This is a genomic window from Franconibacter sp. IITDAS19, assembly GCF_023079515.1.
Lineage (GTDB): Bacteria > Pseudomonadota > Gammaproteobacteria > Enterobacterales > Enterobacteriaceae > Franconibacter > Franconibacter pulveris.
The window spans coordinates 956,452-982,930 of sequence record NZ_JALJCP010000001.1; the positions used below are offsets into that span (position 1 = coordinate 956,452).

25 protein-coding genes are annotated in these 26,479 nt (G+C 57.6%); 16 read left to right on the forward strand and 9 right to left on the reverse strand.

The window, feature by feature from the left end:
* Positions 1 to 55: 55 nt before the first annotated feature.
* On the reverse strand, positions 56 to 1,990 hold the full coding sequence (gene yeaG, locus MT962_RS04705; protein WP_024558034.1) for a protein kinase YeaG: 1,935 nt from the start codon (positions 1,988 to 1,990) through the stop codon (positions 56 to 58).
* A 433-nt stretch (positions 1,991 to 2,423) separates the two neighbouring features.
* On the opposite strand from yeaG, the gene MT962_RS04710 reads away from it, so the two are divergent.
* On the forward strand, positions 2,424 to 3,170 hold the full coding sequence (locus MT962_RS04710) for a MipA/OmpV family protein (RefSeq protein ID WP_024558035.1): 747 nt from the start codon (positions 2,424 to 2,426) through the stop codon (positions 3,168 to 3,170).
* Positions 3,171 to 3,267: 97 nt separating this feature from the next.
* Entirely contained in the window at positions 3,268 to 4,122 is an 855-nt protein-coding gene (locus MT962_RS04715; RefSeq protein WP_024558036.1) for an aldo/keto reductase, read from the forward strand.
* Positions 4,123 to 4,161: 39 nt separating this feature from the next.
* On the opposite strand, the gene MT962_RS04720 is transcribed toward MT962_RS04715, so the two are convergent.
* Entirely contained in the window at positions 4,162 to 5,049 is an 888-nt protein-coding gene (locus tag MT962_RS04720) for a D-hexose-6-phosphate mutarotase (RefSeq protein WP_247364769.1), read from the reverse strand.
* Between the two features lie 76 nt (positions 5,050 to 5,125).
* On the reverse strand, positions 5,126 to 6,121 hold the full coding sequence (gapA, locus tag MT962_RS04725) for a glyceraldehyde-3-phosphate dehydrogenase (RefSeq protein WP_024558038.1): 996 nt from the start codon (positions 6,119 to 6,121) through the stop codon (positions 5,126 to 5,128).
* Between the two features lie 345 nt (positions 6,122 to 6,466).
* Here gapA and msrB point away from each other — a divergent pair, with 345 nt between their 5' ends.
* The gene (msrB, locus tag MT962_RS04730; protein ID WP_024558039.1) at positions 6,467 to 6,880 is read left to right on the forward strand and encodes a peptide-methionine (R)-S-oxide reductase MsrB; all 414 of its coding nucleotides are present in this window, start codon (positions 6,467 to 6,469) and stop codon (positions 6,878 to 6,880) included.
* Positions 6,881 to 6,919: 39 nt separating this feature from the next.
* Positions 6,920 to 7,198: a YeaC family protein gene (locus tag MT962_RS04735; RefSeq protein ID WP_024558040.1), complete on the forward strand. Its 279-nt coding sequence runs from the start codon at positions 6,920 to 6,922 to the stop codon at positions 7,196 to 7,198.
* A gap of 83 nt (positions 7,199 to 7,281) precedes the next feature.
* On the opposite strand, the gene pncA is transcribed toward MT962_RS04735, so the two are convergent.
* From pncA to sppA, 3 genes are all read right to left on the reverse strand, one after another.
* Entirely contained in the window at positions 7,282 to 7,923 is a 642-nt protein-coding gene (pncA, locus tag MT962_RS04740) for a bifunctional nicotinamidase/pyrazinamidase (RefSeq protein WP_024559601.1), read from the reverse strand.
* Positions 7,924 to 7,933: 10 nt separating this feature from the next.
* Positions 7,934 to 8,950 (reverse strand): asparaginase, encoded by a 1,017-nt coding sequence (ansA, locus tag MT962_RS04745; RefSeq protein ID WP_024558042.1) that lies wholly within the window; start codon positions 8,948 to 8,950, stop codon positions 7,934 to 7,936.
* 87 nt (positions 8,951 to 9,037) lie between these two features.
* Positions 9,038 to 10,891, reverse strand: coding sequence for a signal peptide peptidase SppA (sppA, locus tag MT962_RS04750; protein WP_024558043.1), 1,854 nt, complete (start codon positions 10,889 to 10,891; stop codon positions 9,038 to 9,040).
* Positions 10,892 to 11,067: 176 nt separating this feature from the next.
* On the opposite strand from sppA, the gene MT962_RS04755 reads away from it, so the two are divergent.
* The 4 genes from MT962_RS04755 to MT962_RS04770 all read left to right on the forward strand — a co-directional run bounded on the left by MT962_RS04755 (position 11,068) and on the right by MT962_RS04770 (position 15,026).
* Entirely contained in the window at positions 11,068 to 11,619 is a 552-nt protein-coding gene (locus MT962_RS04755) for an NAD(P)H nitroreductase (protein ID WP_024559603.1), read from the forward strand.
* A 145-nt stretch (positions 11,620 to 11,764) separates the two neighbouring features.
* A complete protein-coding gene (selD, locus tag MT962_RS04760) occupies positions 11,765 to 12,808 on the forward strand; it encodes a selenide, water dikinase SelD (protein ID WP_024558045.1) in 1,044 nt (347 codons plus the stop codon).
* A gap of 4 nt (positions 12,809 to 12,812) precedes the next feature.
* Positions 12,813 to 14,768 (forward strand): DNA topoisomerase III, encoded by a 1,956-nt coding sequence (locus tag MT962_RS04765; protein WP_247364778.1) that lies wholly within the window; start codon positions 12,813 to 12,815, stop codon positions 14,766 to 14,768.
* Positions 14,769 to 14,849: 81 nt separating this feature from the next.
* On the forward strand, positions 14,850 to 15,026 hold the full coding sequence (locus MT962_RS04770) for a transcriptional regulator (RefSeq protein WP_247364779.1): 177 nt from the start codon (positions 14,850 to 14,852) through the stop codon (positions 15,024 to 15,026).
* A 54-nt stretch (positions 15,027 to 15,080) separates the two neighbouring features.
* Here MT962_RS04770 and gdhA read toward each other — a convergent pair whose 3' ends face one another.
* Positions 15,081 to 16,424 carry an NADP-specific glutamate dehydrogenase gene (gdhA, locus tag MT962_RS04775; protein ID WP_247364780.1) on the reverse strand — a complete coding sequence of 448 codons (1,344 nt, stop codon included), beginning with the start codon at positions 16,422 to 16,424 and terminating at the stop codon, positions 15,081 to 15,083.
* Between the two features lie 258 nt (positions 16,425 to 16,682).
* On the opposite strand from gdhA, the gene MT962_RS04780 reads away from it, so the two are divergent.
* Positions 16,683 to 16,991: a DUF1496 domain-containing protein gene (locus MT962_RS04780; RefSeq protein WP_247365115.1), complete on the forward strand. Its 309-nt coding sequence runs from the start codon at positions 16,683 to 16,685 to the stop codon at positions 16,989 to 16,991.
* On the opposite strand, the gene MT962_RS04785 is transcribed toward MT962_RS04780, so the two are convergent.
* Entirely contained in the window at positions 16,951 to 17,364 is a 414-nt protein-coding gene (locus MT962_RS04785; RefSeq protein WP_247364787.1) for a pyrimidine (deoxy)nucleoside triphosphate diphosphatase, read from the reverse strand. The two genes, MT962_RS04780 and MT962_RS04785, sit on opposite strands and share 41 nt — an antisense overlap.
* 149 nt (positions 17,365 to 17,513) lie before the next feature.
* Positions 17,514 to 18,320: an exodeoxyribonuclease III gene (xthA, locus tag MT962_RS04790; protein WP_029696792.1), complete on the reverse strand. Its 807-nt coding sequence runs from the start codon at positions 18,318 to 18,320 to the stop codon at positions 17,514 to 17,516.
* A 462-nt stretch (positions 18,321 to 18,782) separates the two neighbouring features.
* Here xthA and MT962_RS04795 point away from each other — a divergent pair, with 462 nt between their 5' ends.
* The 7 genes from MT962_RS04795 (at position 18,783) to ves (ending at position 26,477) form a co-directional block, all read left to right on the forward strand.
* On the forward strand, positions 18,783 to 20,003 hold the full coding sequence (locus MT962_RS04795) for an aspartate aminotransferase family protein (RefSeq protein WP_247364790.1): 1,221 nt from the start codon (positions 18,783 to 18,785) through the stop codon (positions 20,001 to 20,003).
* Positions 20,000 to 21,037, forward strand: coding sequence for an arginine N-succinyltransferase (gene astA, locus MT962_RS04800; protein ID WP_247364793.1), 1,038 nt, complete (start codon positions 20,000 to 20,002; stop codon positions 21,035 to 21,037). The genes MT962_RS04795 and astA overlap by 4 nt, the downstream gene beginning before the upstream one ends.
* Positions 21,034 to 22,509 carry a succinylglutamate-semialdehyde dehydrogenase gene (gene astD, locus MT962_RS04805; RefSeq protein ID WP_024559609.1) on the forward strand — a complete coding sequence of 492 codons (1,476 nt, stop codon included), beginning with the start codon at positions 21,034 to 21,036 and terminating at the stop codon, positions 22,507 to 22,509. Before astA ends, astD begins: the two co-directional genes overlap by 4 nt.
* Positions 22,506 to 23,831, forward strand: coding sequence for an N-succinylarginine dihydrolase (astB, locus tag MT962_RS04810; protein WP_247364795.1), 1,326 nt, complete (start codon positions 22,506 to 22,508; stop codon positions 23,829 to 23,831). The genes astD and astB overlap by 4 nt, the downstream gene beginning before the upstream one ends.
* Before the next feature lie 12 nt (positions 23,832 to 23,843).
* Entirely contained in the window at positions 23,844 to 24,812 is a 969-nt protein-coding gene (gene astE, locus MT962_RS04815) for a succinylglutamate desuccinylase (RefSeq protein ID WP_024559611.1), read from the forward strand.
* Between the two features lie 316 nt (positions 24,813 to 25,128).
* Positions 25,129 to 25,617 (forward strand): ATP-independent periplasmic protein-refolding chaperone Spy, encoded by a 489-nt coding sequence (gene spy, locus MT962_RS04820; RefSeq protein WP_024558057.1) that lies wholly within the window; start codon positions 25,129 to 25,131, stop codon positions 25,615 to 25,617.
* Positions 25,618 to 25,928: 311 nt separating this feature from the next.
* Positions 25,929 to 26,477, forward strand: coding sequence for an environmental stress-induced protein Ves (ves, locus tag MT962_RS04825; protein ID WP_048888229.1), 549 nt, complete (start codon positions 25,929 to 25,931; stop codon positions 26,475 to 26,477).
* Positions 26,478 to 26,479 lie beyond the last annotated feature (2 nt).

Genomic DNA, 26,479 nt, shown 5'->3' on the forward strand with positions numbered 1-26,479 from the left:
TGCCAGCGCAGCAAAGCCGCAGGTCACGCCTGCGGCCTGTGTCGGACCGCTGTGGTTATGACGATTTACGTACGCGCAGATACCATTCGCACAGCAGGCGAACCTGCTTACGCGTATAGCCTTTCTCCATCATACGATCGACAAAATCGTCATGTTTTTTCTGCTCGTCGGTCGAGGTCTTAGCGTTAAATGAAATTACCGGCAGCAGCTCCTCGGTATTCGAGAACATTTTCTTCTCAATAACCGTGCGCAGCTTCTCGTAGCTGGTCCAGTTCGGATTGCGGCCGCTGTTATTCGCCCGGGCGCGCAGCACGAAGTTAACGATTTCGTTGCGGAAATCTTTCGGGTTGCTGATGCCCGCCGGTTTCTCAATTTTTTCCAGTTCCGCGTTCAGGGATTCACGGTCGAACAGCTGGCCGGTATCCGGGTCGCGATACTCCTGATCCTGGATCCAGAAATCCGCATAAGTGACATAACGATCGAAGATGTTCTGCCCGTATTCAGAATAGGATTCCAGATAGGCGGTCTGGATCTCTTTGCCGATGAACTCGGCATATTTCGGGATCAGATAGCCTTTTAAATATTCCAGGTAACGTTCCGCCAGCTCCTGCGGGAACTGCTCGCGCTCGATTTGCTGCTCCAGCACATAGAAGAGGTGGACCGGGTTGGCCGCCACTTCGGTATGGTCGAAGTTAAAGACGCGTGAGAGGATTTTAAAGGCGAAACGGGTCGAGAGGCCGTTCATCCCTTCATCCACACCCGCATAGTCGCGATACTCCTGGTAGGATTTCGCTTTCGGGTCGGTATCTTTCAGGCTCTCGCCGTCATAGACGCGCATTTTGGAATAGATGCTGGAGTTTTCCGGCTCTTTCAGGCGCGAAAGAATCGAGAAGCGGGCCAGCGTTTCCAGGGTGCCCGGCGCGCAAGGCGCGTGGGTCAGCTCGCTGTGGTTAAGCAGCTTTTCGTAAATTTTGATCTCTTCAGAGATGCGCAGGCAATAAGGCACCTTAACGATGTAAACCCGGTCAAGGAACGCCTCGTTGTTTTTGTTGTTACGGAACTGCACCCATTCCGATTCGTTGGAGTGCGCCAGGATAATGCCGTTAAACGGCAGGGCGGAGATCCCTTCGGTGCCGTTGTAGTTGCCTTCCTGCGTCGCGGTCAGCAGAGGGTGCAGCACCTTGATAGGCGCTTTAAACATCTCCACGAACTCCATGATGCCCTGGTTGGCACGGCAGAGCGCGCCGGAGTAACCGTAGGCGTCCGGATCGTTCTGGGCGTGGTTTTCCAGTTTACGGATATCCACTTTCCCCACCAGCGCGGAGATATCCTGGTTGTTCTCATCGCCCGGTTCAGTTTTCGCAATCGCGATTTGCTCAAGGATGGAAGGCCAGACTTTTACCACGCGGAATTTCGTGATGTCGCCGCCAAACTCATGCAGCCGTTTCGCCGCCCAGGGCGACATGATAGTGCCGAGGTAACGACGCGGGATCGAATACTCTTTTTCCAGGATCTGCGCATCTTCCTGCGGGTTGAACAGGCACAGCGGATGATCGTTGACCGGGCTGCGTTCGCCGTTGGCGCTCAGCACATAAATTGGTACGCGCTGCATCAGCGCTTTCAGACGCTCCGCCAGTGACGACTTACCGCCGCCCACCGGGCCGAGCAGATAAAGGATCTGTTTCTTCTCTTCAAGCCCCTGAGCGGCATGTTTCAGGTATGAAACAATCTGCTCAATGGCGTCTTCCATGCCGTAAAACTCCTCAAACGCCGGGTAACGTGCAATCACCCGGTTCGAAAAGAGACGGGACAGCCGTGGTTCCTGGGCAGTATCCACCATCACTGGCTCACCTATGGCCATCAGTAGCCTTTCTGCCGCGTTGGCATAAGCACTGCGATCTTGCCGGCAAACGGTAAGAAACTCCTGCAGTGTGAACTCTTCGTCCTTGGCAGCCTCATAACGCTGGCGATAATGATCGAATATATTCATGGCATGCCGTCCTTTCGTTTTAGCACAGGTTTAAGAGCCGTTCATATGAATAGTGGAGGCTCCCGGAAGACGTATTCTGAGTACAGCAACCCTTATGCCAACTGATGCGTTTTTGCGCGTTGCGCTGTGCTACTGCGGTCAGGGTAATGCACCTTCTTAAGTTAAAGCGTAGATGGCATTTATAAAACTTGCCTGGCGCTTTACGCGATTTTCAAATACATATCAATAACTCATCCTTAGCATTTCATTATCAACTTAAGCGGCAAAGCGCTGATTCATCAACGAGTCATAAAACTGCAAGTCGTTTGTCACGATGTTTTGTAAACCTGCCAGGTTTAGCGTGATGTAAAGAGTGATGAAAAATTTTGGGATGAGGGGGTTGCGCGGTTACACTTCACTTCGCTGATTATTTGATGAAAGGACGTAATGGATTGTGAGCAAATTCAAATTTCTGGCATTAGGCGTCGCGATGGCGTCAATGAGCGCTGCGGCGCTGGCTGAAGGCCCGCTGTCAATTGGCGTAGGGGCGGGCTGGGCGGACACCCCCTATAAAGAGTATGACCAGAAAGTTGTGCCTATTCCGGTCATCAATTACGAAGGGGATAACTTCTGGGTTCGTGGCCTCGGCGCGGGCTATTACGTCTGGAACGACCAGACGGATAAGCTCTCCATCATGGCCTATTATCTTCCGTTCCAGTTCAAGCCGAAGGACAGCGATGACGAACAGCTTCGCCGTCTGGATAAACGCAAGTCCACCTTAATGGCGGGCCTTTCCTACACGCACTTCACGCAGTACGGTTTCCTGCGCACCTCTCTTGCAGGCGACACGCTGGATAACAACAACGGCATCCTCTGGGATATCGCCTGGCTTTATCGCTATACCAACGGCAACCTGACGCTGACGCCTGGCATCGGCGCGGAGTGGAACAGCGATAACATGAACGAGTACTACTTCGGTGTGAGCCGCAACGAGTCTCGCCGCAGCGGCCTTGACGATTACGATCCAGAAGATGGCTGGAACCCGTATGTTGAGCTGACCGCCAGCTATCGTATGTCGGATAACTGGACAGTTTACGGCTCCGGGCGCTATACCCGTCTTAGCGACGAGATCAAAGACAGCCCGATGGTGGATAAATCCTGGGCGGGTCTGTTATCAGCGGGTGTGACTTACACCTTCTGATCCTGTGTAGTGCATATATTGCTTAATAACGGGGCGTTCGCGCCCCGTTTGCATTTCCATGGTGCAATGTTTACAGGCAACGGTTACGGAGGATGTGATGGCGAAAAAAGAGGTTATCTTTCCTGAAGCGCTGGCGCTGCCCGCTATTGGCCAGGGAACCTGGTACATGGGGGAAAAGGCGAGCCAGCGCAAGAGCGAGGCGGATGCACTGCGCGCGGGCGTCGACCTCGGTTTAACGCTTATCGATACCGCTGAGATGTATGCCGAAGGCGGCGCTGAAAAAGTGGTGGGCGAGGCGATACGCGGACTGCGTGACAACGTGTTTCTGGTTTCCAAAGTCTATCCGTGGAATGCGGGCGGAGCGAAAGCCATTGCCGCCTGCGAAGCGAGCCTGAAGCGACTCGGCACCGATTATCTCGATCTCTACCTGCTGCACTGGCGTGGCGATATCCCGCTGGAAGAGACGGTCGACGTCATGCAGACGCTGATGCAGCAGGGGAAAATCCGCCGCTGGGGCGTCTCTAATCTGGATTACGACGATATGCAGGCGCTCTGGCGCATCGGCGGTGGCAGCGAGTGCGTTACCGATCAGGTGCTGTACCATCTCGCCTCGCGCGGTATAGAACATGACCTGCTGCCCTGGTGCCAGCAGCATCAGGTGCCGGTCATGGCTTACTGTCCGCTGGCGCAGGCGGGCAGGCTGCGCGAAGGGTTGATGCATGACCCGGTGGTAAATGATATTGCCCGCGAGCGCGGCATTTCGGTAGCGCAACTGCTGCTGGCGTGGGTTATCAGCCATCAGGGGGTAATGGCTATTCCCAAAGCGGGCAGCGTAACGCATGTGAAAGAAAACGCGGCCGCGCTGGAGATAAGCTTAAGCGGCGACGAACTGGCCCGGCTGGATAACGCATTTCCGGCGCCAAAAGGAAAAACGCGGCTGGATGTGGTGTAAGCGCGTTTTCCCCTCGCCGGGAGGCGAGGGGAGCGAGGCTTACCCTTTTTTCACTACGCGCAGCGTCTGCGCCAGGCGGGAAGGTTTCTCAACGCGTGTTTTCTGCGGCGTCGTCACGCAGGCGGTCTCCACGCAAACGAAGCTCTTATAGCCCTCATCCGCTACGTCCGCCATGCTGACAGAGAGCGCCGGGCCCGGGTTCCAGCCCACCACATTGCTGTGGTGGTGATGCACCACTTCAATACAGCGCTTGAGCGCAGCGTCGTGAATCAGGCTGCACGCTTCGGCGTTCAGATAAACGCGGTCGGTGCGGTCCGGGAAGGTCTGGACGCCATCGCTAAGTTTGCCCTGTTCCCCGCCGTTCACTTTATCAATATAGGTGTCGCCAAGGCCGCTGACCTTAACCGCGCTGATGTCGCCTACGTTGAAGTAGGTGTGCAGCGCAGAGGTAGTTTCAAAATCGCCGTGCGCTTCCAGTTCCATTTCACACGTTTTTCCTACTTTGAAACGGGCGTAGAGCGTGAAATCGTGCGGCCAGTACTGACGGCTGGCGTCGCTGCTGTGCAGTTCAAACGTCAGCACGACGCCGTTTTCGTCTTCATTATGAGCGCTTAAGGACCAGGGCAGGTTGCGGGCGAAGCCGTGAGAAGGCAGTTCTTTCTGCGCCGCCGGGCCAAACCACGGCCAGCAGACGGGCACGCCGCCGCGCAGCGCTACGCCAGTTTTGAATGGCGTAATGTTGCTCAGCCACAGCACTTCTTCTTCTCCGGCCGGTTTCCAGGAGAGCAAATGCGCGCCCTGCAGCGCAAATGAGGCGCGAACCTGAGGGTGGTCCACCACTATCAGTTCCAGCTCATCATGCTGGCGGCGGGAAAGGACAGGCGTAATCTGTTCAACTACCGGCAGCGCAAAAATCTTATTCATCATTTCGGGCAATCCTCTGTCTCGAAGCCATAAAAAAGGGCGACCGAAGTCGCCCTTAGGATCAGATTCTCATCTCGTCTTATTTGGAGATGTGAGCGATCAGGTCCAGAACTTTGTTGGAGTAGCCGGTTTCGTTGTCGTACCAGGAAACCAGTTTCACGAAGTTGTCGTTCAGCGCGATACCTGCTTTGGCATCGAATACAGAAGTGCAGATTTCGCCGTTGAAGTCGGTGGAAACCACGTCATCTTCGGTGTAGCCCAGCACGCCTTTCATTTCGCCTTCAGCCGCTTTCTTAATCGCGTCTTTGATCTGCTCGTAAGTTGCTGCTTTTTCCAGACGAACGGTCAGGTCTACAACGGATACGTTCGGGGTCGGAACGCGGAACGCCATACCAGTCAGTTTGCCGTTCAGTTCCGGCAGCACTTTACCTACCGCTTTAGCTGCGCCGGTAGAGGACGGGATGATGTTCTGAGCCGCGCCACGGCCGCCGCGCCAGTCTTTGTGAGACGGGCCGTCAACGGTTTTCTGCGTAGCAGTGGTAGCGTGAACGGTAGTCATCAGACCTTCGATGATGCCGAAGTTGTCGTTGATAACTTTAGCCAGCGGCGCCAGGCAGTTGGTGGTGCAGGATGCGTTGGAAACGATGTCCTGGCCTGCGTATTTATCAAAGTTAGCACCACGTACGAACATCGGGGTGTTGTCTTTGGACGGGCCAGTCATTACCACTTTTTTCGCGCCAGCGGTGATATGCTTACGAGCGGTTTCGTCGGTCAGGAAGATACCGGTTGCTTCAGCGACTACGTCAACACCCACTTCATCCCATTTCAGGTTAGCCGGGTCTTTTTCAGCGGTAACGCGGATTTTTTTACCGTTAACGATCAGGTGGCCGTCCTGCACTTCAACGGTACCGTCGAAACGGCCGTGAGTGGAGTCATACTTCAGCATGTAAGCCATGTAGTCAGCGTCTAACAGATCGTTGATTGCAACGATTTCCACGTCAGAACGTTTCTGAGCAGCACGGAAAACAATGCGACCGATACGGCCAAAACCGTTGATACCTACTTTGATAGTCATATATTCCACCAGCTATTTGTTAGTGAATAAAAGGTTGGCTGTAAAATTACAAAAACCTTACGCAGCGTCAAGCGGAATCGTGTCAATCATTGCGACAAATCAATCCTGTGCACAACCTTTGCTCGACTGACTCGCTCACTCTTCCTTTTGAGCTACAGCACCACATTGGGACGTTGCGGTGAATTTTAAAGGCCCATTAAGCCAAAAACGTGAACGCCATCACATTTAGCCCCTGGGCTTTCTTTCAGCGCTAAGTTTAGTCTAAAAGATGACACCTCACTGTTAATGTTTTGTTAGAATCTGCCAGATAATGTGACTGCTTAACCCTGCCCCGAGATGTGAATTATGGCCAATCAAAACTCCCAGGATGAACTGAAGAAAACCCTGACGGAAATGCAGTTTTATGTCACCCAGAACCACGGCACCGAGCCGCCGTTCACCGGTCGTCTGCTGCATAACAAGCGGGAAGGCGTCTACCACTGCCTGGTGTGCGATGCGCCTTTGTTTAACTCGCAATCCAAATATGACTCTGGCTGCGGCTGGCCGAGTTTTTATGAGCCGGTAAGCGAAAATGCTATCCGCTATCTCAATGATTACTCGCACGGCATGCAGCGTATTGAGATCCGTTGCGGCACCTGCGACGCGCATTTAGGTCACGTTTTCCCGGATGGCCCACAGCCGACAGGCGAACGTTATTGCGTCAACTCCGCCTCACTGAGCTTCTCTGATGACGACGGCGGCGAGCAAATTAAAGGCTGAAGAATCGATTCAGCAAATTATTCCTGGAGACTTGCTTTTATGAACCTGGATGACCTCATCAGCAGCATGACGCCGGAAGTTTATCAGCGCCTCGCCACGGCGGTGGAATTGGGAAAATGGCCTGACGGCGTGGCGCTGACGCCGGAGCAAAAAGAGAACAGTTTGCAGCTGGTGATGATGTGGCAAATGCGCAATAACACGGCGCCGCAGCATATGACCATCGGCACGGACGGCGCTATCGTCATGAAGAGCAAACAGCAGCTTAAAGAAGAGTTCGGCATTGTGCCGCCTGCTATTGCCAGGATGAAGCCCGAGTAAGCTGAACGCGTTGCTGAACGAAAAAGCCCTCCGTACGGAGGGCTTTTTTACTGGCCTGAAAGTAAGCGCGACGGCGGGGGGCGTTAACCCTGCGTTTCCCGCCAGTCATCAAGCGTGTAGAGCGTTGCGCCTTCCGTCGCCATCTCCATAAACGCGCGGGCGCTATCCTGCGGCTGTAAGTTAACGCCGCGACAACCGTCGGTGATAACGTTTACGTCATAGCCAAGCTTCAGCGCATCCAGGGTGGTGAATTTCACGCAATAGTCCGTTGCAAGCCCCATCACTATCAGCTCGCTGACGCCGCGTTCGCGAAGCCAGCTGTCCAGCGCCGTTTTCTGGCGGTGGCCGTTATCGAAAAAAGCGCTGTAGCTGTCAATAGTGGGGTTCTCGCCTTTGTAGAACACCGCTTCAATGGCTTTTTTATTTAACAGCGGGTGCAGTTCCGCCCCTTCGGTATGTTGCACGCAATGGTCTGGCCACCAGGTTTGCGGCAGACCGTCAAGCGTACCCTGGGTAAAGGGCTCGGTTCCCTGCACCGAGGCGAAGCTACCATGGTTCGCCGGATGCCAGTCCTGGCTTGCCACAATCCGGATGTCACGGGCCTGACACCACTCAATCAGCGCGTTCGCCACGTCCACCGTGCTGTCGCCTTCCGGGACGGAGAGCGCGCCGCCAGCGCAGAAGTCATTTTGCAAGTCCACCAGCAGCAGGGCGCGTGCAGTCATGAAAGCCTCCTTATTCGTCCGGGGTCAGCTCACCGCGCAGGTTGCGCATCATCGCGTCGCGAATTTCGCCAGCGTCCAGCCCCTGGCTCAGTAAGTAATGGAGTTTAGTCAGCGTCGCTTCCACTGTCATATCGAAGCCGCTGATAACGCCCGCATGCGCCAGCGCGTTGCCGGTGGCGTAACCGCCCATGTTGACTTTACCGGACATGCATTGGGTCAGGTTGACCACCACAATACCGCGCGCGCACGCTTCACCCAGCTCTTTGAGGAATTCGCCGTTCTGCGGCGCGTTGCCCACGCCATACGATCGCAGGATAAGCGCGCGCACCGGCTGACGCAGGAAGTTTCGCACCACATCCGCGGAAATGCCCGGATAGATGGTGACGACGCCGATAGGCTGCGGCGTAATCGGGTGCACCTGCAATTCACCGTGTCCGTGAGGCGCAGGCGGCGTATTCAGGCGACGTATATGAATGCCTGCTTCTAACAGCGGCGGCAGGTTAGGGGAGGCGAAGGCGTCAAAGCCATCCGCGTGCGCCTTGGTGGTGCGGTTGCCGCGATAGAGACGATTGTTGAAAAAGAGCGTGACTTCGTTAATGGGATAGTTCGCCGCGACGTAAAGCGAGTTCAGCAGATTGATTTGCCCATCCGAGCGCAGTTCCGCAAGGGGGATCTGCGAGCCGGTGACAATAACCGGTTTGCTGAGGTTCTCCAGCATGAAGGAGAGGGCCGAGGCGGTGAAGGCCATGGTGTCGGTGCCGTGAAGGATAACAAAGCCGTCGTAATCATCGTAGTGGGCTTTAATGTCATCGGCGATATGCTGCCAGTCCTGCGGCGTCATATCCGAGGAATCCATCAGCGGGGCGTATTCATGAATGGTGAAATCCGGCATTTCGGGGCGGTGAAACTCCGGCATCAGGGAGAGCTGGCGCTGCAGATGGCCGGAGACCGGAATATAACCCTGTTCAGAGCGTTGCATACCGATGGTGCCACCGGTGTAGGCAACGTAAATCGATTTCTTTTGCATGGTATCGCTTAGGTTGTGCATAAACAGGCGCAGTATAGTGGCGCGGGGAGAAAAAAACAGCCCGGCAAAAGCCGGGCCGGGATAGCGTTAACGCACGTTGCCGCAGGTCAGGCAGAAGGCGTAACGGTTTTGCGGGTCGTTAAAGGCGGCGAGTTTATCGCTTTCCGCCTTCGCGGTTTTGGCCGCCTCGCTGAGCGGCGCCGGCAGATAAGCCTGCAACGCTTGCGGCAGCATCGCCTGTACCGAGCCGCTTACGCCGCTGAGCACCATATCCATAAAGGTGGGCTCGTCCTGGTAATAGTCGACGTGCCAGCTTTTCAGTTTCGCAAGCTCCGCCGCCTTCGCCACCGCGTCATCGAAGTCGCCAAGGCTGTCCACCAGACCGTTGTTTTTCGCATCCTGACCGGTCCAGACGTGGCCCTGGGCAATTTCATCAATCTGCTGCGGCGTTTTGCTGCGTGACTGCGCCACCAGGTTGATAAAGCGCTGATAGCCGTTTTCGATGGTGAGCTGCATCATTTGCTGCACTTCTGGCGGCAGCGCCTTAGTGACGGACACGTCCGCCAGCGGGGACGTCGCCACGCCATCAGTGTGTACGCCAATAGCATCAAGGCTGTTTTCCATGGTGTTGATCACGCCGAAGATGCCGATAGAGCCCGTCAGCGTGCTGGGGTTCGCCACAATGTAATTCGCAGGGGTCGAAATCCAGTAGCCGCCGGAAGCCGCCATGCCGCCCATTGAAACCACCACCGGTTTGCCCGCCGCTTTGGCGGCCGCCAGTTCAGCGCGGATGACTTCCGACGCGGTCACGCTGCCGCCAGGGCTGTTTACGCGTAGCACAATCGCTTTTACCTGCGGGTCGAGGCGCGCGTCGCGGATCTGCGAGGCGGTGGTATCGCCGCCGACATTACCTTGCGTCTCTTCGCCGTCCATAATCGCGCCGTTAGCAAAAATCACGGCGACGGACGCGCCCTGCTGCGTCGGCTTATTCACCGGGTAGTCGTAAAGGCTTACCGCGCTGAAGTCTTTATCCTTTTTGCTCCAGCCAAATTGCTTAACCAGCGCTTTTTCCACCTCGGCGCTGGAGGCAAGCGCATCCACAAGCTTATTGTCGAGCGCATATTTCGCCGTGTCGCCGCCTGCTTTTTGCAGCCCGGCCAGCAGCCCCTGCGCGCCCGGGAAGACTTGCGAGGCAGGAATTTGCCGGTTGGCCGCCAGCGTATTGAGATAATTTTGCCAGAGTTCGCCAATCCAGCGGCTATCCGCTTCCCGCGCCTGCGGCGACATATCGTCACGAATAAACGGCTCCACGGCGGATTTATAGGTACCGACGCGGAAAACGTGGGTGCTCACCTTCAGCTTATCGAGCAACGACTTATAGTAAAGCCCGTTAGTGGCGAAGCCGTGCAGATCCACTTCACCCTGCGGTGACAGCCAGATCTTATTGGCGAAGCTCGCCAGGTAATACTGGCCTTGGGTGTAGCTGTCGCCTACCGCCAGCACCGGTTTGCCGCTGTCTCGAAACTCGCGCAGCGCCTTGCCGATATACTGCATAGAGGGTTGGTCGGCCCCGGCGAAATCTTTCAGATCCAGCACGATGCCGGTGATATTGCGGTCGTTTTTCGCCTGGCGAATCGCGGCCACGATATCAAACAGCGAGTTTTCCTGAAGCCTGTCGGAGTTGGCGCCGAACAGCTGGCGGCCCAGCGCGCCAAGCTTGTTGTTGACGGATGGTTTGTCCACCACCACGCCGGTAATATCCAGCAGCAGCGCGCCGCGACCCGGCTGCGATGACTCGCCGCCGCCAAGCTGCATCCAGATGCCGACGCCTGCCAGGATGAGCAAAATAAAGAACAGGTTCATCACCAGTTCGCGGATAAAATTGAGCAGACGCCATGTCCACTTAAAAAAGCCGGCAATAATTCGCCACAGGGTTCGCATGTCCTCTCCCTAATCGTGTGAACGGGGGTATCCCGTAAGCCGCCCGCCTCAAACGCGGGGGCGCTCAAAGTGTAAATAGAGGCAGGCGGCTTGTCAGCAGGAAAGAGGGGCGATGCTGTAACAAAAGAGGGCGCTGTGTTAATTTTGTAAACAAAATGCATGACAGGAGAGACCTGATGGACGCACTTGAACTGCTCGTTAACCGCCGTAGCGCCTCCCGGCTGGCCGAACCTGCGCCAGCGGGCGAAGCGCTGGAAAATATCCTGCGCGCCGCGATGCGCGCCCCCGATCACGGCACCCTGCAACCCTGGCGATTCTTTATTATCGAAGGCGAAGGGCGTGAGCGCTTTAGTCAACTGCTGGAAAAAGCCGCACGGGAAACCGGGCAGGATGAAAAGGCTATCGAGAAAGCGCGCAACGCGCCGTTTCGCGCGCCGATGATTATCACCGTGGTCGCGCACTGCGAAGCGCACCCGAAAGTGCCGCAGTGGGAGCAGGTGGCTTCTGCGAGTTGCGCGGTCATGGCGATGCAGATGGCGGCGCTGGCCCAGGGCTTCAACGGCATCTGGCGCAGCGGCGCGCTAACGGAAAGCCCGCAGGTTCGCGAAGCGTTCGAATGCCGCGAGCAGGATCGGATTGTCGGTTTTCTCTATCTCGGCACCCCGCAGTTAAAAGCCTCCACGACCATCAGCGTGCCCGATACCGCGCCTTTTGTTCGCCATTTTTAATAAAAACGCCTCTGGCTGTCTGGATTGTGAGCAAAAGCGGCGCAATTCAGACAGCCGTACTTATCACCCTCTCTTTCTGGCGCTACCATAGGCGCGCGTCGTCCCGCCCGCAGGGTGCGACACCGTTCATCAACAGGAGAGGTCCATGAGTGAGCAAGCTATTCGTTTGACGCAATACAGCCACGGAGCCGGTTGCGGTTGCAAAATTTCCCCGAAAGTGCTGGAGACCATCCTGCACAGCGAGCAGGCGAAGTTTGTCGACCCGAACCTGCTTGTGGGCAACGAAACCCGCGACGACGCCGCGGTCTACGATCTGGGCAACGGCACCTGCATCATCAGCACCACCGATTTCTTCATGCCTATCGTTGACGATCCGTTTGACTTCGGCCGCATCGCCGCCACCAATGCCATCAGCGATATCTACGCCATGGGCGGCAAACCGATCATGGCGATAGCCATTCTCGGCTGGCCCGTGAACACGCTGGCGCCGGAAATTGCCCGCGACGTGATTGAAGGGGGCCGCGCCGCCTGCCAGCAGGCGGGCATCAGCCTCGCAGGCGGCCACTCCATTGACGCGCCTGAACCTATTTTCGGCCTCGCGGTGACCGGCGTCGTGCCAACCGAGCGGGTGAAGAAAAACAGCACCGCTGAAGCGGGCTGCAAACTCTTCCTCACCAAGCCGCTCGGCATCGGCGTGCTGACCACCGCCGAGAAAAAGTCGCTGCTGCGCGATGAGCATAAAGGCCTGGCCGCTGAAGTGATGTGCCGTATGAACAAAGCGGGGGCGGATTTCGCCAGGGTTGAAGGCGTGAAGGCAATGACCGACGTGACTGGCTTCGGCCTGCTCGGCCACCTGAGCGAAGTATGCCAGGGGGCGGGCGTACAGGCGGAAATCTGGTATCAGGAGGTGCCGAAGCTGCCGGGTGTGGAAGACTATATTGCCCAGGGCGCGGTGCCGGGCGGCTCGGCGCGCAACTTCGCCAGCTACGGCCACCTGATGGGCGAGATGCCGGAAGCCTGGCGCAACCTGCTGTGCGACCCGCAAACCTCCGGCGGCCTGCTGCTGGCCGTCACGCCGCAAGCCGAAGCGGAGGTCGCTGCCATCGCGGCGGAGCACGGCATTACGCTGAGCGCCATCGGCGAACTGAGAGACGCCCGCGCAGGCCGTCCGATGATTGAGATCCGCTAACGCCATGCGGTTGTTCATCGCCGAAAAGCCCAGCCTCGGGCGCGCCATCGCCGACGTGCTGCCTAAGCCGCACCGCAAAGGCGATGGTTTCATCGAATGTGGCAACGGTCAGGTGGTAACCTGGTGCGTGGGCCACCTGCTTGAGCAGGCGCAACCCGATGCGTATGACAGTCGCTATGGGCGCTGGAACCTGGCGGACCTGCCTATCGTGCCGGAAAAATGGCAGTTGCAGCCGCGCGCCTCAGTGACCAAACAGCTCAACGTAATTAAAAAGCTGCTGCGCGAAGCGAGCGAAGTGGTGCATGCGGGCGACCCGGACCGCGAAGGACAGTTGCTGGTAGACGAAGTGCTGGACTACCTGCAGCTCCCTGCGGAAAAACGCAGGCAGGTACAACGTTGCCTGATAAACGACCTTAACCCGCAGGCAGTGGAGCGCGCCATCTCCCGCCTGCGTGAAAACCGGGAGTTTGTGCCGCTCAGCACTTCTGCGCTGGCCCGCGCCCGCGCTGACTGGCTGTATGGCATCAACATGACCCGCGCGTATACCCTCCTTGGGCAAAATGCCGGCTATCAGGGGGTATTGTCGGTCGGGCGCGTGCAAACGCCGGTGCTGGGGCTGGTGGTCAGGCGCGATGAAGAGATAGAAAACTTCATACCCAAAGATTATTTCGAAGTGAAAGCGCATATCGTCACGCCGAAGGATGAGCGCTTTGTCGCCACCTGGCAGCCCAGCGAGGCGTGCGAGCCGCACCAGGATGATGAGGGCAGGCTGCTTAACCGGGCGCTTGCTGAGCATGTCGTCAAGCGTATCGCCGGGCAGCCCGCGCGGGTCACGGCCTACAGCGATAAACGCGAATCGGAAGCCGCACCGCTGCCGTTTTCGCTTTCGGCATTACAGATTGAAGCGGCGAAGCGCTTTGGTTTTTCGGCGCAGAACGTGCTGGATATCTGCCAGAAGCTCTATGAAACCCACAAGCTGATTACCTACCCGCGTTCCGACTGCCGCTATCTGCCGGAAGAGCATTTTGCCGGACGGCACGCGGTAATAAAGGCGATTGGCGTTCACGCAAGCGATCTGCTGCCGCAACCGGCGGTGGACCCGGAGCGCCGTAACCGCTGCTGGGATGATAAAAAGGTCGATGCGCACCACGCCATCATTCCGACAGCCCGCAGCGCTTCCGTTTCGCTTAACGACGGCGAGGCGAAAGTGTACGGGCTTATCGCCCGCCAGTACCTGATGCAATTCTGCGCTGACGCGGTATTTCGCAAATGCGTTATCGACCTTGATATCGCAGGCGGCAAGTTTATCGCCAAAGCCCGCTTTCTGGCGGAAGCGGGCTGGCGCACGCTGCTTGGGGCGAAAGAACGGGATGAAGAAAACGATGGCTCGCCTTTGCCGGTGGTCGCCAAAGACGATGAACTGCTGTGCGAGCATGGCGAAGTGGTGGAGCGGCAGACGCAGCCGCCGCGCCATTTCACCGACGCCACCTTGCTTTCCGCAATGACCGGCATCGCCCGCTTTGTGCAGGATAAAGATCTCAAAAAAATCCTGCGCGCCACCGACGGGCTGGGAACAGAGGCCACCCGCGCGGGGATTATCGAGCTGTTGTTTAAGCGCGGCTTTCTGGAGAAGCAGGGGCGTTATATTCGCTCGACCGAGCCGGGCCGGGCGCTTATCCATGCGCTGCCGGAGCTGGCGGCGCGTCCGGATATGACGGCGCAATGGGAATCGACGCTGACGCAAATCAGCGAGAAGCAGTGCCGTTATCAGGACTTTATGGCGCCGCTGGTGCAAACCCTCTACGCGCTGATAGACCAGGCGCGCAGCGCGCCGGTTCGCCAGTTCCGCGGCCTCGCGGCGCCGCAGGCCAAAGGGCCGCGGAAATTCAAAGGCGGCAAAAAAGGCGGCGGACGCAGTAAAAAAACCGGCGCGCCCGCGTCGGGCGGCGCAATGGAGTAAGCCCCTTGTTTAGGTGTGGTTTTGCTTTATCATGTCGGCGCCGCAGGTGCGGCGTAACGGATAACGCGACAGGTGTTTTCAATGGACAATGAAACGAAAGTACTGCAACTGATGAAAGAGGCCGGCAAGCCGGTTTCGGCGGGTGAAATTGAAAAGGTTTGCGAACTCGATCGCAAAGCCATTGATAAGGCGTTTAATAACCTGAAAGCGCAGGGGCGCATTGTCTCCCCGGTTCGCTGTAAATGGCAGCCCGCTTAACTGACCTTGATAAGCCTGCGTCGCGCCGACGCAGGCTTTTTTATTCTCCGCCGTTCAGATAACGCCCTGCGCCAGCATCGCGTCCGCCACTTTCACAAAGCCCGCGATATTGGCGCCGCGCACATAGTTTACCTGACGCTCGCCTTCGCCATAGGTCACGCAGGCGTGGTGGATGTCGTGCATGATGTGGTGCAGGCGGGCGTCCACTTTCTCCGCTTTCCACCCCATACGCGCGGCGTTTTGCGCCATCTCAAGCCCGGAAGTGGCGACGCCGCCCGCATTGGCCGCTTTTCCTGGGGCAAAGAGCACGCCCGCTGCCAGAAACGCGTCGGTAGCTTCAATCGTGGTGGGCATATTCGCGCCTTCCGCCACGGCTTTTACGCCATTGGCGATGAGCGTTAACGCCACCTTGAGATCCAGTTCATTTTGCGTAGCGCAGGGCAGGGCGATATCCACCGGCACGCTCCAGGGCTGTTTGCCTTCCAGATACGTCAGCTTAAACTCGCGCGCGTAATCGGCTACGCGGCCGTCGCGGCTTGCCTTAATCTGCGCCAGTCGCGCCAGCTTTTCCGTCGTGAAGCCGCTTTCATCCACCACCGTGCCGTTGGAATCGGAGGCGGTGATGACGCGCGCGCCGTAAAGCATCGCTTTTTCAATAGCGTATTGCGCGACGTTGCCGGAGCCGGAGACCGCCACGCGCATCCCTTCAAGCGCCATGCCGTGCTGCTTGAGCATGGCGTCGGTGAAGTAAATCAGTCCATAGCCGGTCGCTTCCGGGCGAATCAGGCTGCCGCCGAAAGAGAGCCCTTTGCCGGTAAAGACGCAGGCGTTATGGTTGCCGAGCTTTTTCATCATGCCCGCCATATAGCCGACCTCGCGTCCGCCCACGCCGATGTCGCCCGCCGGAACGTCGGTATCCGGGCCGAGGTGGCGCCACAGTTCAGTCATTAGCGCCTGGCAAAAACGCATAATTTCGCCTTCGCTCTTGCCTTTGGGGTCGAAATCGCTGCCGCCTTTGCCGCCGCCCATGGGCAGCGTCGTCAGTGCATTTTTAAACGTTTGTTCAAAGCCGAGAAATTTCAGAATCGATAAGTTCACGGACGGATGAAAGCGCATGCCGCCTTTGTAGGGGCCGATGGCGGAGTTGAACTGCACGCGCCAGGCGCGGTTGACCTGCACTTCATTACGATCGTTTACCCATACGACGCGAAACTGGATAACCCGCTCCGGCTCGACAAGGCGCGCCAGTAAAGCGTGGTCGCGGTAGTGAGGGTGGTTATCCAGAAAGGGCCACAGGGTGGTCATTACTTCGCGCACCGCCTGGGCGAATTCCGGCTGGTGCGGGTCGCGCTGCTGCGCAGAGGAAAGAAACTGCTCCAGAGTAAGATGTTGTCCCATAAGGTATAAGCTCCTTTTATAGATAAATGATTTTATTTGTGAAATTTATGAATAAAAATGCGCCAACCCGGCGACTATACCATTCAGTTAAGGCGATAAAGCAAGCAAATTTTGTCAGCTGCCCGGTGGCTTTTTTTCGTTATCATCATGAAAACTTATGACAAAAAGCGATATATTGACGAAGCTTGTGAGATATGGCGCAGTAGCGGTTAACGGCGCGGCGTAACCGTAACCATCAGGAGAAAATGCATGCTCAGGATAAACGTAGTGCTGGCGGGAGGATTACTGCTGCTGTCGGGCTTTTGCGCAGCGGGAGAGCGTTATCATTCGGGTTCCGACGGGTATCCCGAAGAGCGCTACTCCTCGGATATTGGCGTTGCCGTACCGCCGGAAGTGTTCAGCAGCGGCGGTCATCGCCCGCCGCCCTGTAACCAGTGCTGTATTTATCAGGATCAAAACTATTCGGAAGGGGCGGTCGTCAATGCCCAGGGCGTCATGCTGCAATGCCAGCGCGATGAAAAAACGGTTAGCACGAACCCTCTGGTCTGGCGTCGCGTGCAGCCATAAACGCGGCGAGCAGGGGGATATCCGCCGGAGCGAGATCATAACGCGACGCGTCGGCGGGGTAGCACCACACCAGCGCGCTGTGGCAGTGAGCAGTCAGCGTGCCTGCGAAATCGGCCACATGCCAGGCGTGCAGACGGATGCGTCTGCCGCTGACTTCCTGCTCGTGGCTCGCGACATAGTGGCCAACGTGCGCCTGAATGCCTAATTCCTCCGCCAGCTCGCGCGCCAGCGCCTGCGGCTGGCTTTCTCCCGCTTCCACTTTGCCGCCGGGAAACTCCCAGCGTCCCGGCTGGTCGCCGCTGGCTGGCCGCTGCGCCAGCAGGATCTTGCCCTGCTTTTCGATAATGGCGGCGACAACATCAATCGTTTTCATAAGCTCAAGATGAAAAAAGAGACGTCCGTGCTCGCCTTACCGCTCCCCTCAGGGGAGAGAAGCGGCGAGCGGGACGGACAGGGTAGTCTGCGGATTTCGCTTTGCGCTCGCCCTGAAAAGAAAAAAGGCGAGCACGCATATAACGATGCTTAAAGCTTAAATTTCGCCCACACCGGCGCATGGTCGGACGGTTTTTCCATGGCGCGAATATCGTAGTCGATACCGGTTTCCACCAGACGCTCCATTAGCGGCGAGCTTGCCAGCAGCAGGTCGATGCGCAGCCCGCGATTATCGTCAAAGCCGCGCGAACGGTAGTCGAACCAGGAGAAGCGGTCGGTCGATTCCGGGTGAGCATGGCGGTAGGTATCTACCAGCCCCCAGTTCAGCAGGCGGCCCATCCATTCGCGCTCTTCCGGCAGGAATGAGCACTTGCCGGTGCGCAGCCAGCGTTTGCGGCTCTCTTCGCCGATGCCGATATCCAGATCCGTTGGGCTAATATTCATATCACCCATAATAAGCACCGGGTTCTCGCGCTTAAGCTCGCTTTCCAGATAATCCTGCAGGTTTTGATAAAACGCCGCTTTAGCCGGGAATTTTGTCGGATGATCGCGGCTTTCGCCCTGAGGGAAATAACCGTTAATTACCGTAATGTTGCCGATTTCAGAGGGGATCTCCGCCATAATCAGACGGCGCTGCGCCTCTTCATCATCCCCCGGAAAGCCGCGACGCACGGCGACCGGCGTCTCTTTTGTCAGCAGCGCCACGCCGTAATGTCCTTTCTGGCCGTGGTAGAAAACGTTGTAACCGAGTTTTGCTACCTCTTCGAGCGGGAACATATCGTCATGCACTTTTGTTTCCTGAAGACCGATGACGTCGGGCTGATGCTGCTCCACCAGCGCTTCAAGCTGATGGGGGCGGGCGCGCAGGCCGTTGATATTAAAAGAGACAAATTTCATAGTCGCTGCCACATTGCGGAAAGTCAGGCGCCAGAGAATATCAGAAAAGCCCCCGCATCGCTGCCCCTGAGGCCATCCTTTTACTTGCGCGGATGAATGGCTCGCTTTCGCCGCTACGCCCCGTTTCGGCGCACAGCGCCCTGTTTCAGCGCATGGCGCCCTAAAAAAGGGCGTTTTTTTCCTCTGAATCCTGCCTGCGATCACAAATCCAGAAGGATATTCGGTTTATGCATAACATTGCTTATTTATTTTTCTGCAACCGCAGCGCATCACGTTAGTATGCACTGTTTATGCACTAATAGTGAATAATTCTGGTTCGTAAGTTGTTGATTTTAATTGTGCTGTCATCTCTTATGCATTTTTGCCGCTGGCTGGCACGAAGCCTGCAATCTATTGTAAGAGCGCAAACACATCATATTTATTAACAAATCGACAACCATTAATTTACCGGAAGAGGTCGCTATGTCGCAGTCAATTACCCGTCAAAACTTTGATGAATGGATGATCCCGGTTTACGCGCCGGCGCCGTTTATTCCGGTACGGGCTGAAGGTTCGACGCTGTGGGATCAGGAAGGCAAGGAGTATATCGATTTCGCTGGCGGCATCGCCGTTAATGCGCTGGGGCACGCTAACCCGGAGCTGCGCAAAGCGCTGGAGGCGCAAGCGGCGAAGCTGTGGCACACCGGTAACGGTTATACCAACGAGCCGGTATTAAAGCTGGCTAAACAGCTTATCGACGCCACGTTCGCCGATCGCGTTTTCTTCTGCAACTCGGGGGCAGAGGCCAACGAGGCGGCGCTGAAGCTGGCGCGCAAATACGCCCACGATAATTTCGGTCCGCAGAAAAGCGGCATTGTCGCTTTCAAAAACGCGTTTCATGGTCGCACCCTGTTTACCGTCTCGGCGGGCGGCCAGCCGGCTTATTCTCAGGATTTCGCGCCGCTGCCACCGCAGATTTCTCACGCCGTGTATAACGATCTCGCCTCCGCCCGCGCGCTTATCAATGACGATACCTGCGTGGTGATAGTCGAACCGATGCAGGGCGAGGGCGGCGTAGTGCCAGCCGACCCCGCTTTTCTGCAAGGGTTGCGCGAACTGTGCGACGCGCACAACGCGGTACTGATTTTTGACGAGGTGCAGACCGGCGTAGGGCGCACCGGTTCGCTTTACGCTTATATGCACTACGGGGTAACGCCGGATGTGCTCTCCACCGCCAAAGCGCTGGGCGGTGGTTTCCCGATTGGCGCCATTCTTACCACCGAGCGTTTCTCAAAGGTCATGGGCGTTGGCACCCACGGCACGACCTACGGCGGCAACCCGCTGGCGGGCGCAGTGGCGGGGCGTGTTCTGGAGCTTATTAACACCCCTGAAACGCTGCAGGGCGTGAAAGCGCGGCATCACGCTTTTATTGAACAGCTTACTGCGTTGAATGACCGTCTGAAGCTGTTTAAAGAAATTCGCGGTCTCGGGCTGCTGCTCGGGTGTGTGCTTCACGATGAGTATGCCGGTAAAGCGAAAGCCATCTCCACGCTGGCCGCGCAGGAAGGCGTCATGGTCTTGATTGCCGGCGGCAACGTGGTGCGCTTCGCGCCCGCGCTTAATATCAGCGAAGCGGAGATCGCCGCCGGGCTTGAACGCTTTGCCCGCGCGTGCAGCCGCTTTCTTGCGGAGGGTTCATCATGATGGTGATTCGCCCTATTGAGCATAACGACCTCGGCGCGCTGCTGGCGCTTGCCGGGAAAACGGGCGGGGGGCTTACCTCGCTCCCGGTCGATGAAGCGACCCTTAGCGCCCGCATTGAGCGCTCGCTGCAAACCTGGCGCGGCACGCTGCCGAAAGCTGACCAGGGCTATGTGTTCGTGCTGGAGGATACGCAAAGCGGCGCGGTGGCGGGCATCTGCGCGATTGAAGTGGCGGTGGGGCTGAACGATCCCTGGTATAACTACCGCGTCGGCACGCTGGTGCACGCCTCAAAAGAGCTAAATGTCTATAACGCGCTGCCGACGCTCTTTTTAAGCAACGATCACACCGGCAGCAGCGAACTTTGCACGCTGTTTCTCGACCCGCAGTGGCGCAAAGAGGGCAACGGCTATCTGCTGTCGAAGTCGCGCTTTATGTTTATGGCCGCCTTTCGCGAACGGTTTAATGAAAAGGTGGTGGCGGAGATGCGCGGCGTCATTGATGAGCACGGCTACTCTCCTTTCTGGGACAGCCTCGGCCAACGCTTCTTCTCCATGGAGTTCAGCCGCGCCGACTACCTGTGCGGCACCGGGCAGAAAGCGTTTATCGCTGAACTGATGCCAAAACACCCGATCTACACTCACTTTTTGAGCGAGGCGGCGCAGGCGGTGATAGGCCAGGTGCACCCGCAAACGGCCCCGGCCCGCGCGGTGCTGGAAGCGGAAGGGTTCCGCTATCGCAACTATGTCGATATCTTCGACGGCGGCCCGACGCTGGAGTGCGATGTCGACCGGGTACGCGCTATCCGTAAAAGCCGACTGGTGGAAGTGGCGGAAGGCCAGCCCGCCGCGGGCGAGGATCTGCCCGCCTGCATGGTGGCGAATGAAAATTACGACATGTTCCGCGTGATGCTGGTGCGCGCGAATCCCCATACCGAGCGGCTGGTGCTGGACGGCGCCACCCTTGACGCCCTGAAATGCCGTCCCGGCGACACTGTACGTCTGGTTCGTCTCTGCCCTGAGGAGAAAAAAGCATGAGTTTGTGGATTAACGGCCAGTGGCTGAACGGCAACGGCGAGGGGTTTGAGAAAACCAACCCGGTTAGCGGCGAAACGCTCTGGCAGGGTAAAGCGGCGGATGCGCAGCAGGTGGCGCAGGCGTGCAAAAGCGCGCGCGAAGCCTTTCCCGGCTGGGCGAAGCGCCCCTTTACCGGGCGTCAGGCTATAGCGGAAAAGTTCGCGGCTTTGTTGGATGAGAACAAAGCGCAGCTCACTGAAATCATCGCCCGGGAAACCGGCAAACCGCGCTGGGAAGCGGCGACGGAAGTGACGGCGATGATCAATAAAGTGGGCATTTCGGTAAAAGCTTACCAGACCCGCACCGGCGAGCAGCACAGCCCGATGCCGGACGGCGCCGCCTCGCTGCGTCATCGCCCGCATGGCGTGCTGGCGGTGTTCGGCCCCTATAATTTCCCGGGCCACTTGCCGAACGGGCATATCGTTCCTGCGCTGCTTGCGGGCAATACGCTGGTTTTCAAACCCAGCGAACTGACGCCGCACACCGGCGAAGCGGTGATGAAACTTTGGGAGCAGGCGGGGCTGCCGGCAGGCGTGCTGAACCTTGTGCAGGGCGGGCGCGAAACCGGGCAGGCGCTTTCCTCGCAACACGATATCGACGGGCTGCTCTTTACCGGCAGCGCGAATACCGGCTACCAGCTTCACCGCCAGCTTGCCGGGCAGCCGGAGAAAATCCTGGCGCTGGAGATGGGCGGCAACAATCCGCTGATTGTGGAAGATCCCGCGGATCTCGACGGCGCGGTGCATCTGGCTATCCAGTCCGCTTTTATTACCGCCGGGCAGCGCTGCACCTGCGCGCGTCGTTTGCTGGTGAAGCGGGGAGACGCGGGCGACGCATTTCTTGCGCGCCTGGTGGAAATCAGCCGCCGCATTCAGCCCGACCGCTGGGACGCCGAGCCGCAGCCGTTTATCGGCGGGCTGGTGTCGGTGCAGGCGGCGGAGCGCGTGCTGGAGGCCTGGCAAGGGCATCTGGCGCGCGGCGGCAAACCGCTGCTGACGCCAACGCTGCTGCGCGCGGGCAGTTCGCTGCTCACGCCTGGCATTATCGACATGAGCGAAGCGCGCGACGTGCCGGATGAAGAGGTTTTCGGCCCGCTGCTTTGCGTTTATCGCTATGACAGCTTCGATGAAGCCATTCGCATGGCCAATGATACCCGTTACGGGCTGGCGAGCGGGCTGATTTCACCCGACCGCGAGCAGTTTGAACAGCTGCTGCTGGAAGCGCGTGCGGGCATCGTCAACTGGAACAAGCCGCTTACCGGGGCGGCGAGCACCGCGCCTTTTGGCGGCGTGGGTGCGTCCGGCAACCACCGCGCCAGCGCGTGGTACGCGGCGGATTATTGCGCCTGGCCGATGGCTTCGCTGGAAAGCCCGAGCTTTACGCTGCCGGCAACCTTAAGCCCGGGGCTGGATTTCACTAAGGAGCAGGCATGAAAGCGCGCGAAGTTAACTTTGACGGGCTGGTGGGCTTAACCCACCACTACGCCGGGCTGTCGTTTGGCAACGAAGCCTCTACGAAGCACCGCTACCAGGTTTCTAACCCGAAGCTCGCCGCGCTTCAGGGGTTGCGCAAGATGAAAGCCCTTGCCGATGCGGGCTTCGCCCAGGCGGTGATCCCGCCGCAAGAGCGCCCCGGCATCGAGGCGCTGCGCCTGCTGGGCTTTAACGGCACAGATGAGCAGGTCGTGGAGAAGGCCTGGCGGCAGGCGCCGCACTTGCTGAGCGCTGCAAGCTCGGCCTCTTCGATGTGGGTGGCGAACGCCGCGACGGTTTGCCCTTCCGCCGATGCGCTGGATGGCAAAGTGCACCTCACCGTCGCCAATCTTAACAATAAATTTCACCGCGCCAGCGAAGCGCCCACCACCGAGCGGCTGCTGCGCGCTATTTTTCGCGATGAAGCGCATTTTTCCGTTCATCCGGCGCTGCCGCAGGTGGCGATGTTCGGCGACGAGGGGGCGGCTAACCATAACCGCCTCGGCGGCGACTACGGCGAGCCGGGCATTCAGCTTTTCGTTTATGGCCGCGAAGAGAGCGGCGGGCTTATCCCGGCCCGCTACCCGGCGCGTCAGACGCTGGAGGCAAGCCAGGCGGTGGCTCGCGTCAACCAGGTTAATCCGAAGCAGCTGATTTTCGCCCAGCAAAACCCGGCGGTCATCGACCAGGGCGTGTTTCATAACGACGTTATCGCCGTGTCCAATCAACAGGTGCTCTTCTGCCATGAGCAGGCGTTTCTTCATCAGCAGGATGTGTTAGGCGAGCTGCGCGCAAAAGTGCCGGGCTTTATGGCGCTCGAAGTGCCGGCGAACCAGGTTTCGGTGCAGGACGCCGTGGAAACTTACCTTTTCAACAGCCAGTTGCTGAGCCGCGACGATGGCTCAATGGTGCTGGTGCTGCCGCAGGAGTCGCGCCAGCATGAAGGCGTCTGGCGCTATCTGAATGCGCTGGTCGCCAGCGACAACCCGATAAACGAGCTGAAGGTATTTGACCTGCGTGAAAGCATGGCCAACGGCGGCGGTCCCGCCTGCCTGCGCCTGCGCGTAGTGTTGAACGACGCGGAGCGCCAGGCGGTTAACCCTGCTGTTATGATGAACGACGCGCTGTTCGAAACGCTTACCCGCTGGGTAGAAAAACACTACCGCGACCGGCTGACGCAGGCGGATCTCGCCGACCCGCAGCTGCTGCGCGAGGGCAGGGAGGCGCTGGAAGAACTGACCCGCTTGCTACACTTAGGATCAGTTTATCCATTCCAGCGTTAATAAGGAGGCACGATGCGCGACTTTCTGGCGCAGACGCTCAAGGGCAAAGCGCCCGGGCAGAGACAGGGCGAGACGGCGCATTTTCGCTGGCAGTGGTGGGATGAGGGCATACTGCTGATGATGCCCCTTCAACCAGTCGAAAAGGCGCTTATCCTCTCGGCAGGCGTTCATGGCAATGAAACCGCGCCGGTGGAGATCCTCGACAGGCTTTTGAAACGGCTCTTTGACGGCGAGCTGGCGCTACAGTGGCGGTTGCTGGTTGTGCTTGGCAACCCGTCGGCGCTGCGCAGCGGCAAGCGTTATCTGCACAGCGATATGAACCGGATGTTCGGCGGCCGCTGGCAACAGTTCCCTGAGAGCGTAGAGACGCAGCGGGCCAATGTGCTTGAACATACGCTGGAGAAATTTTTCGAAAGCGGCGAGGAGAAGCTGCGCTGGCATCTGGACATGCACACCGCCATTCGCGGCTCTTACCATCCGCGATTTGGCGTGTTGCCCGCGCGCCCGCTGCCCTACGACGAGGCTTATCTCGCCTGGCTGGGCTGCGCCGGGCTGCAGGCGCTGGTGTTCCATCGCGCGCCGGGCGGCACCTTTACCCATTTCAGCAGCGAACACTTCGGCACGCTGAGCTGTACGCTGGAGCTGGGTAAGGCGCAGCCGTTCGGTGAAAACGACCTGTCACAGTTCGCGGTCACGGAAGCGGCGCTGGCGGCATTGTTGTGCGGCGGCGAAGCGCCGGCGGCGCAGGACCCGCCGCTGCGCTACAAAGTGGTACAGCAAATCACCCGGCATAGCGACAGCTTCGTGCTGCACATGACCGGCCAGACGCTCAACTTCACCGCTTTTCCGCGCGGCACTTTGCTGGCGGAAGATAGCGATACGCGTTATGAAGTGAAGCATGACTGCGAATATGTTTTATTTCCCAACCCCTCGGTCGCTATCGGTATGCGGGCGGGGTTAATGCTCATCGAAATGAAATAATTCCGGGCTCCGTTCAGGGGCCCGCTTATATTTAGAACAGGATCAAATTTTTTGCGGAATATTCCTGGCTTATTGCTTTCTTTTGCAGCGCCTTATCTTTATACTTTCTGCAAATTTCCTTCTTAATCAGTCTGTTGTTATATTTTCTTGCGCTTCTCTACGCTTTATCCTTATTTTCTTCATAATTGATTATTTCTTGTTTTTTATCCTTTCATTGTTTTACTGTGGCTCTGATTACTTGACGTAATAAGCCCTAAACTCATTCTCGTCAACGCGACAAACCCTGTCGCCGAATAAACAAAGTAAGGACAATATTATGCGTAAATTAACTGCGATTTTTGTTGCTTCCACTCTGGCTCTGGGCGCAGCTAATCTGGCACATGCGGCGGATACCGCCACGTCCGCAACCACCACCGACAGCACGCCGATGCAGCATCATAAAGGCCCGCGCGGTCCGCACAATGAGATGATGTTAAAAGGCCTGAACCTGACCGACGCGCAAAAGCAGCAGATCCGCGATATCCATAAAGCGCAGCGTGAGAAGTTCAAGCGTCCGTCACTGGAAGAACGCCGCGAGATGCACAACCTGATTGCCAGCGATAGCTTCGACCGTGCGAAAGCGCAGGCGCAGGTAGATAAAATGGCTGAGCAGAACAAAGCGCGCATGATGGCCCATCTGGAAACCCAGAATAAAATCTATAACATCCTGACGCCGGAGCAGAAAAAGCAATTTAATGCCAATTTTGAGAAGCGTCTGACAGAACGTCCGGCTCCGGAAGGTAAAATGCCGGAAGCTGCTGAATAATAACAACAGCGACCTCTTAAAGACCGCCGGTCTTGTTCATAGCGCACCCCAGTGCTGTGAACAGGACCGGCGGTTTTCTTTTTGCGTTTCCCTCTTGCCTGCGGCTGGCAGATCGTTATTCTCATTGGCCAGCGTCCATTAAAACCTCATCGTTATCAAAATGTTAAAAAGATAAGCGGTGTGGCGATCTCCGGCCCTGCAGCAATGGCCAGGCGCTGCCGATAACAGGTTTTGTTTATACCCATAATGTTTTTCGCTCCGTCCTTTTTGCGCGGGGCCCTGGCGCATTACGCGTTTTTTCAGGAGTGGTAATGGAATTTTTTGATATTAAAAAAATGCCGGTCAATTTATGGCGAAACGGCGCGGGAGAAACCCGCGAGATCTGCTGTTTTCCGCCCGCTACCCGTGATTTCAACTGGCGCGCCAGTATTGCCTCCCTGTCCAGCAATGGCGAGTTTGCCCCGTTTCCGCAGGTTGACCGGGTTGTTACGCTGCTGGAGGGCGGGGAGGTTACGCTCGATGGCGGCAATGCGTTTCGCCATATCTTACGCCGCCATCAGCCATTCGCCTTTTCTGGAGAACAGACCGTACGTGCGGTGTTATCGGAAGGGCGGATGTCGCTGGACTTCAACGTTATGACCCGCCGCGACCGCTGTCAGGCCAAAGTGCGGGTGGCGGACCGCACCTTTACCACGTTTAGCTCGCGCGCCGGAATCGTGTATGTGATTAGCGGCGCGTGGCAGCTTGAAGATAAGCTGCTCACCGCCGATCAGGGGGCCTGGTGGCAGGAGGGAAGGCATACGCTGCGGCTGCTGAAATCGGAAGGCCAGCTGCTGTTTAGCGAAATCAGCTACCTCTGACG

Coding starts and splice junctions, on each gene's coding strand:
- MT962_RS04795 (WP_247364790.1), top strand. CDS start 18,783: ATGTCGCAGTCAATTACCCGTCAAAACTTTGATGAATGGATGATCCCG.
- astE (WP_024559611.1), top strand. CDS start 23,844: ATGCGCGACTTTCTGGCGCAGACGCTCAAGGGCAAAGCGCCCGGGCAG.
- ansA (WP_024558042.1), bottom strand. CDS start 8,950: ATGCAAAAGAAATCGATTTACGTTGCCTACACCGGTGGCACCATCGGT.
- ves (WP_048888229.1), top strand. CDS start 25,929: ATGGAATTTTTTGATATTAAAAAAATGCCGGTCAATTTATGGCGAAAC.
- MT962_RS04755 (WP_024559603.1), top strand. CDS start 11,068: ATGGACGCACTTGAACTGCTCGTTAACCGCCGTAGCGCCTCCCGGCTG.
- MT962_RS04765 (WP_247364778.1), top strand. CDS start 12,813: ATGCGGTTGTTCATCGCCGAAAAGCCCAGCCTCGGGCGCGCCATCGCC.
- selD (WP_024558045.1), top strand. CDS start 11,765: ATGAGTGAGCAAGCTATTCGTTTGACGCAATACAGCCACGGAGCCGGT.
- sppA (WP_024558043.1), bottom strand. CDS start 10,891: ATGCGAACCCTGTGGCGAATTATTGCCGGCTTTTTTAAGTGGACATGG.
- MT962_RS04715 (WP_024558036.1), top strand. CDS start 3,268: ATGGCGAAAAAAGAGGTTATCTTTCCTGAAGCGCTGGCGCTGCCCGCT.
- MT962_RS04720 (WP_247364769.1), bottom strand. CDS start 5,049: ATGATGAATAAGATTTTTGCGCTGCCGGTAGTTGAACAGATTACGCCT.
- MT962_RS04785 (WP_247364787.1), bottom strand. CDS start 17,364: ATGAAAACGATTGATGTTGTCGCCGCCATTATCGAAAAGCAGGGCAAG.
- astD (WP_024559609.1), top strand. CDS start 21,034: ATGAGTTTGTGGATTAACGGCCAGTGGCTGAACGGCAACGGCGAGGGG.
- MT962_RS04770 (WP_247364779.1), top strand. CDS start 14,850: ATGGACAATGAAACGAAAGTACTGCAACTGATGAAAGAGGCCGGCAAG.
- astB (WP_247364795.1), top strand. CDS start 22,506: ATGAAAGCGCGCGAAGTTAACTTTGACGGGCTGGTGGGCTTAACCCAC.
- xthA (WP_029696792.1), bottom strand. CDS start 18,320: ATGAAATTTGTCTCTTTTAATATCAACGGCCTGCGCGCCCGCCCCCAT.
- pncA (WP_024559601.1), bottom strand. CDS start 7,923: ATGACTGCACGCGCCCTGCTGCTGGTGGACTTGCAAAATGACTTCTGC.
- msrB (WP_024558039.1), top strand. CDS start 6,467: ATGGCCAATCAAAACTCCCAGGATGAACTGAAGAAAACCCTGACGGAA.
- yeaG (WP_024558034.1), bottom strand. CDS start 1,990: ATGAATATATTCGATCATTATCGCCAGCGTTATGAGGCTGCCAAGGAC.
- spy (WP_024558057.1), top strand. CDS start 25,129: ATGCGTAAATTAACTGCGATTTTTGTTGCTTCCACTCTGGCTCTGGGC.
- gapA (WP_024558038.1), bottom strand. CDS start 6,121: ATGACTATCAAAGTAGGTATCAACGGTTTTGGCCGTATCGGTCGCATT.
- MT962_RS04735 (WP_024558040.1), top strand. CDS start 6,920: ATGAACCTGGATGACCTCATCAGCAGCATGACGCCGGAAGTTTATCAG.
- astA (WP_247364793.1), top strand. CDS start 20,000: ATGATGGTGATTCGCCCTATTGAGCATAACGACCTCGGCGCGCTGCTG.
- gdhA (WP_247364780.1), bottom strand. CDS start 16,424: ATGGGACAACATCTTACTCTGGAGCAGTTTCTTTCCTCTGCGCAGCAG.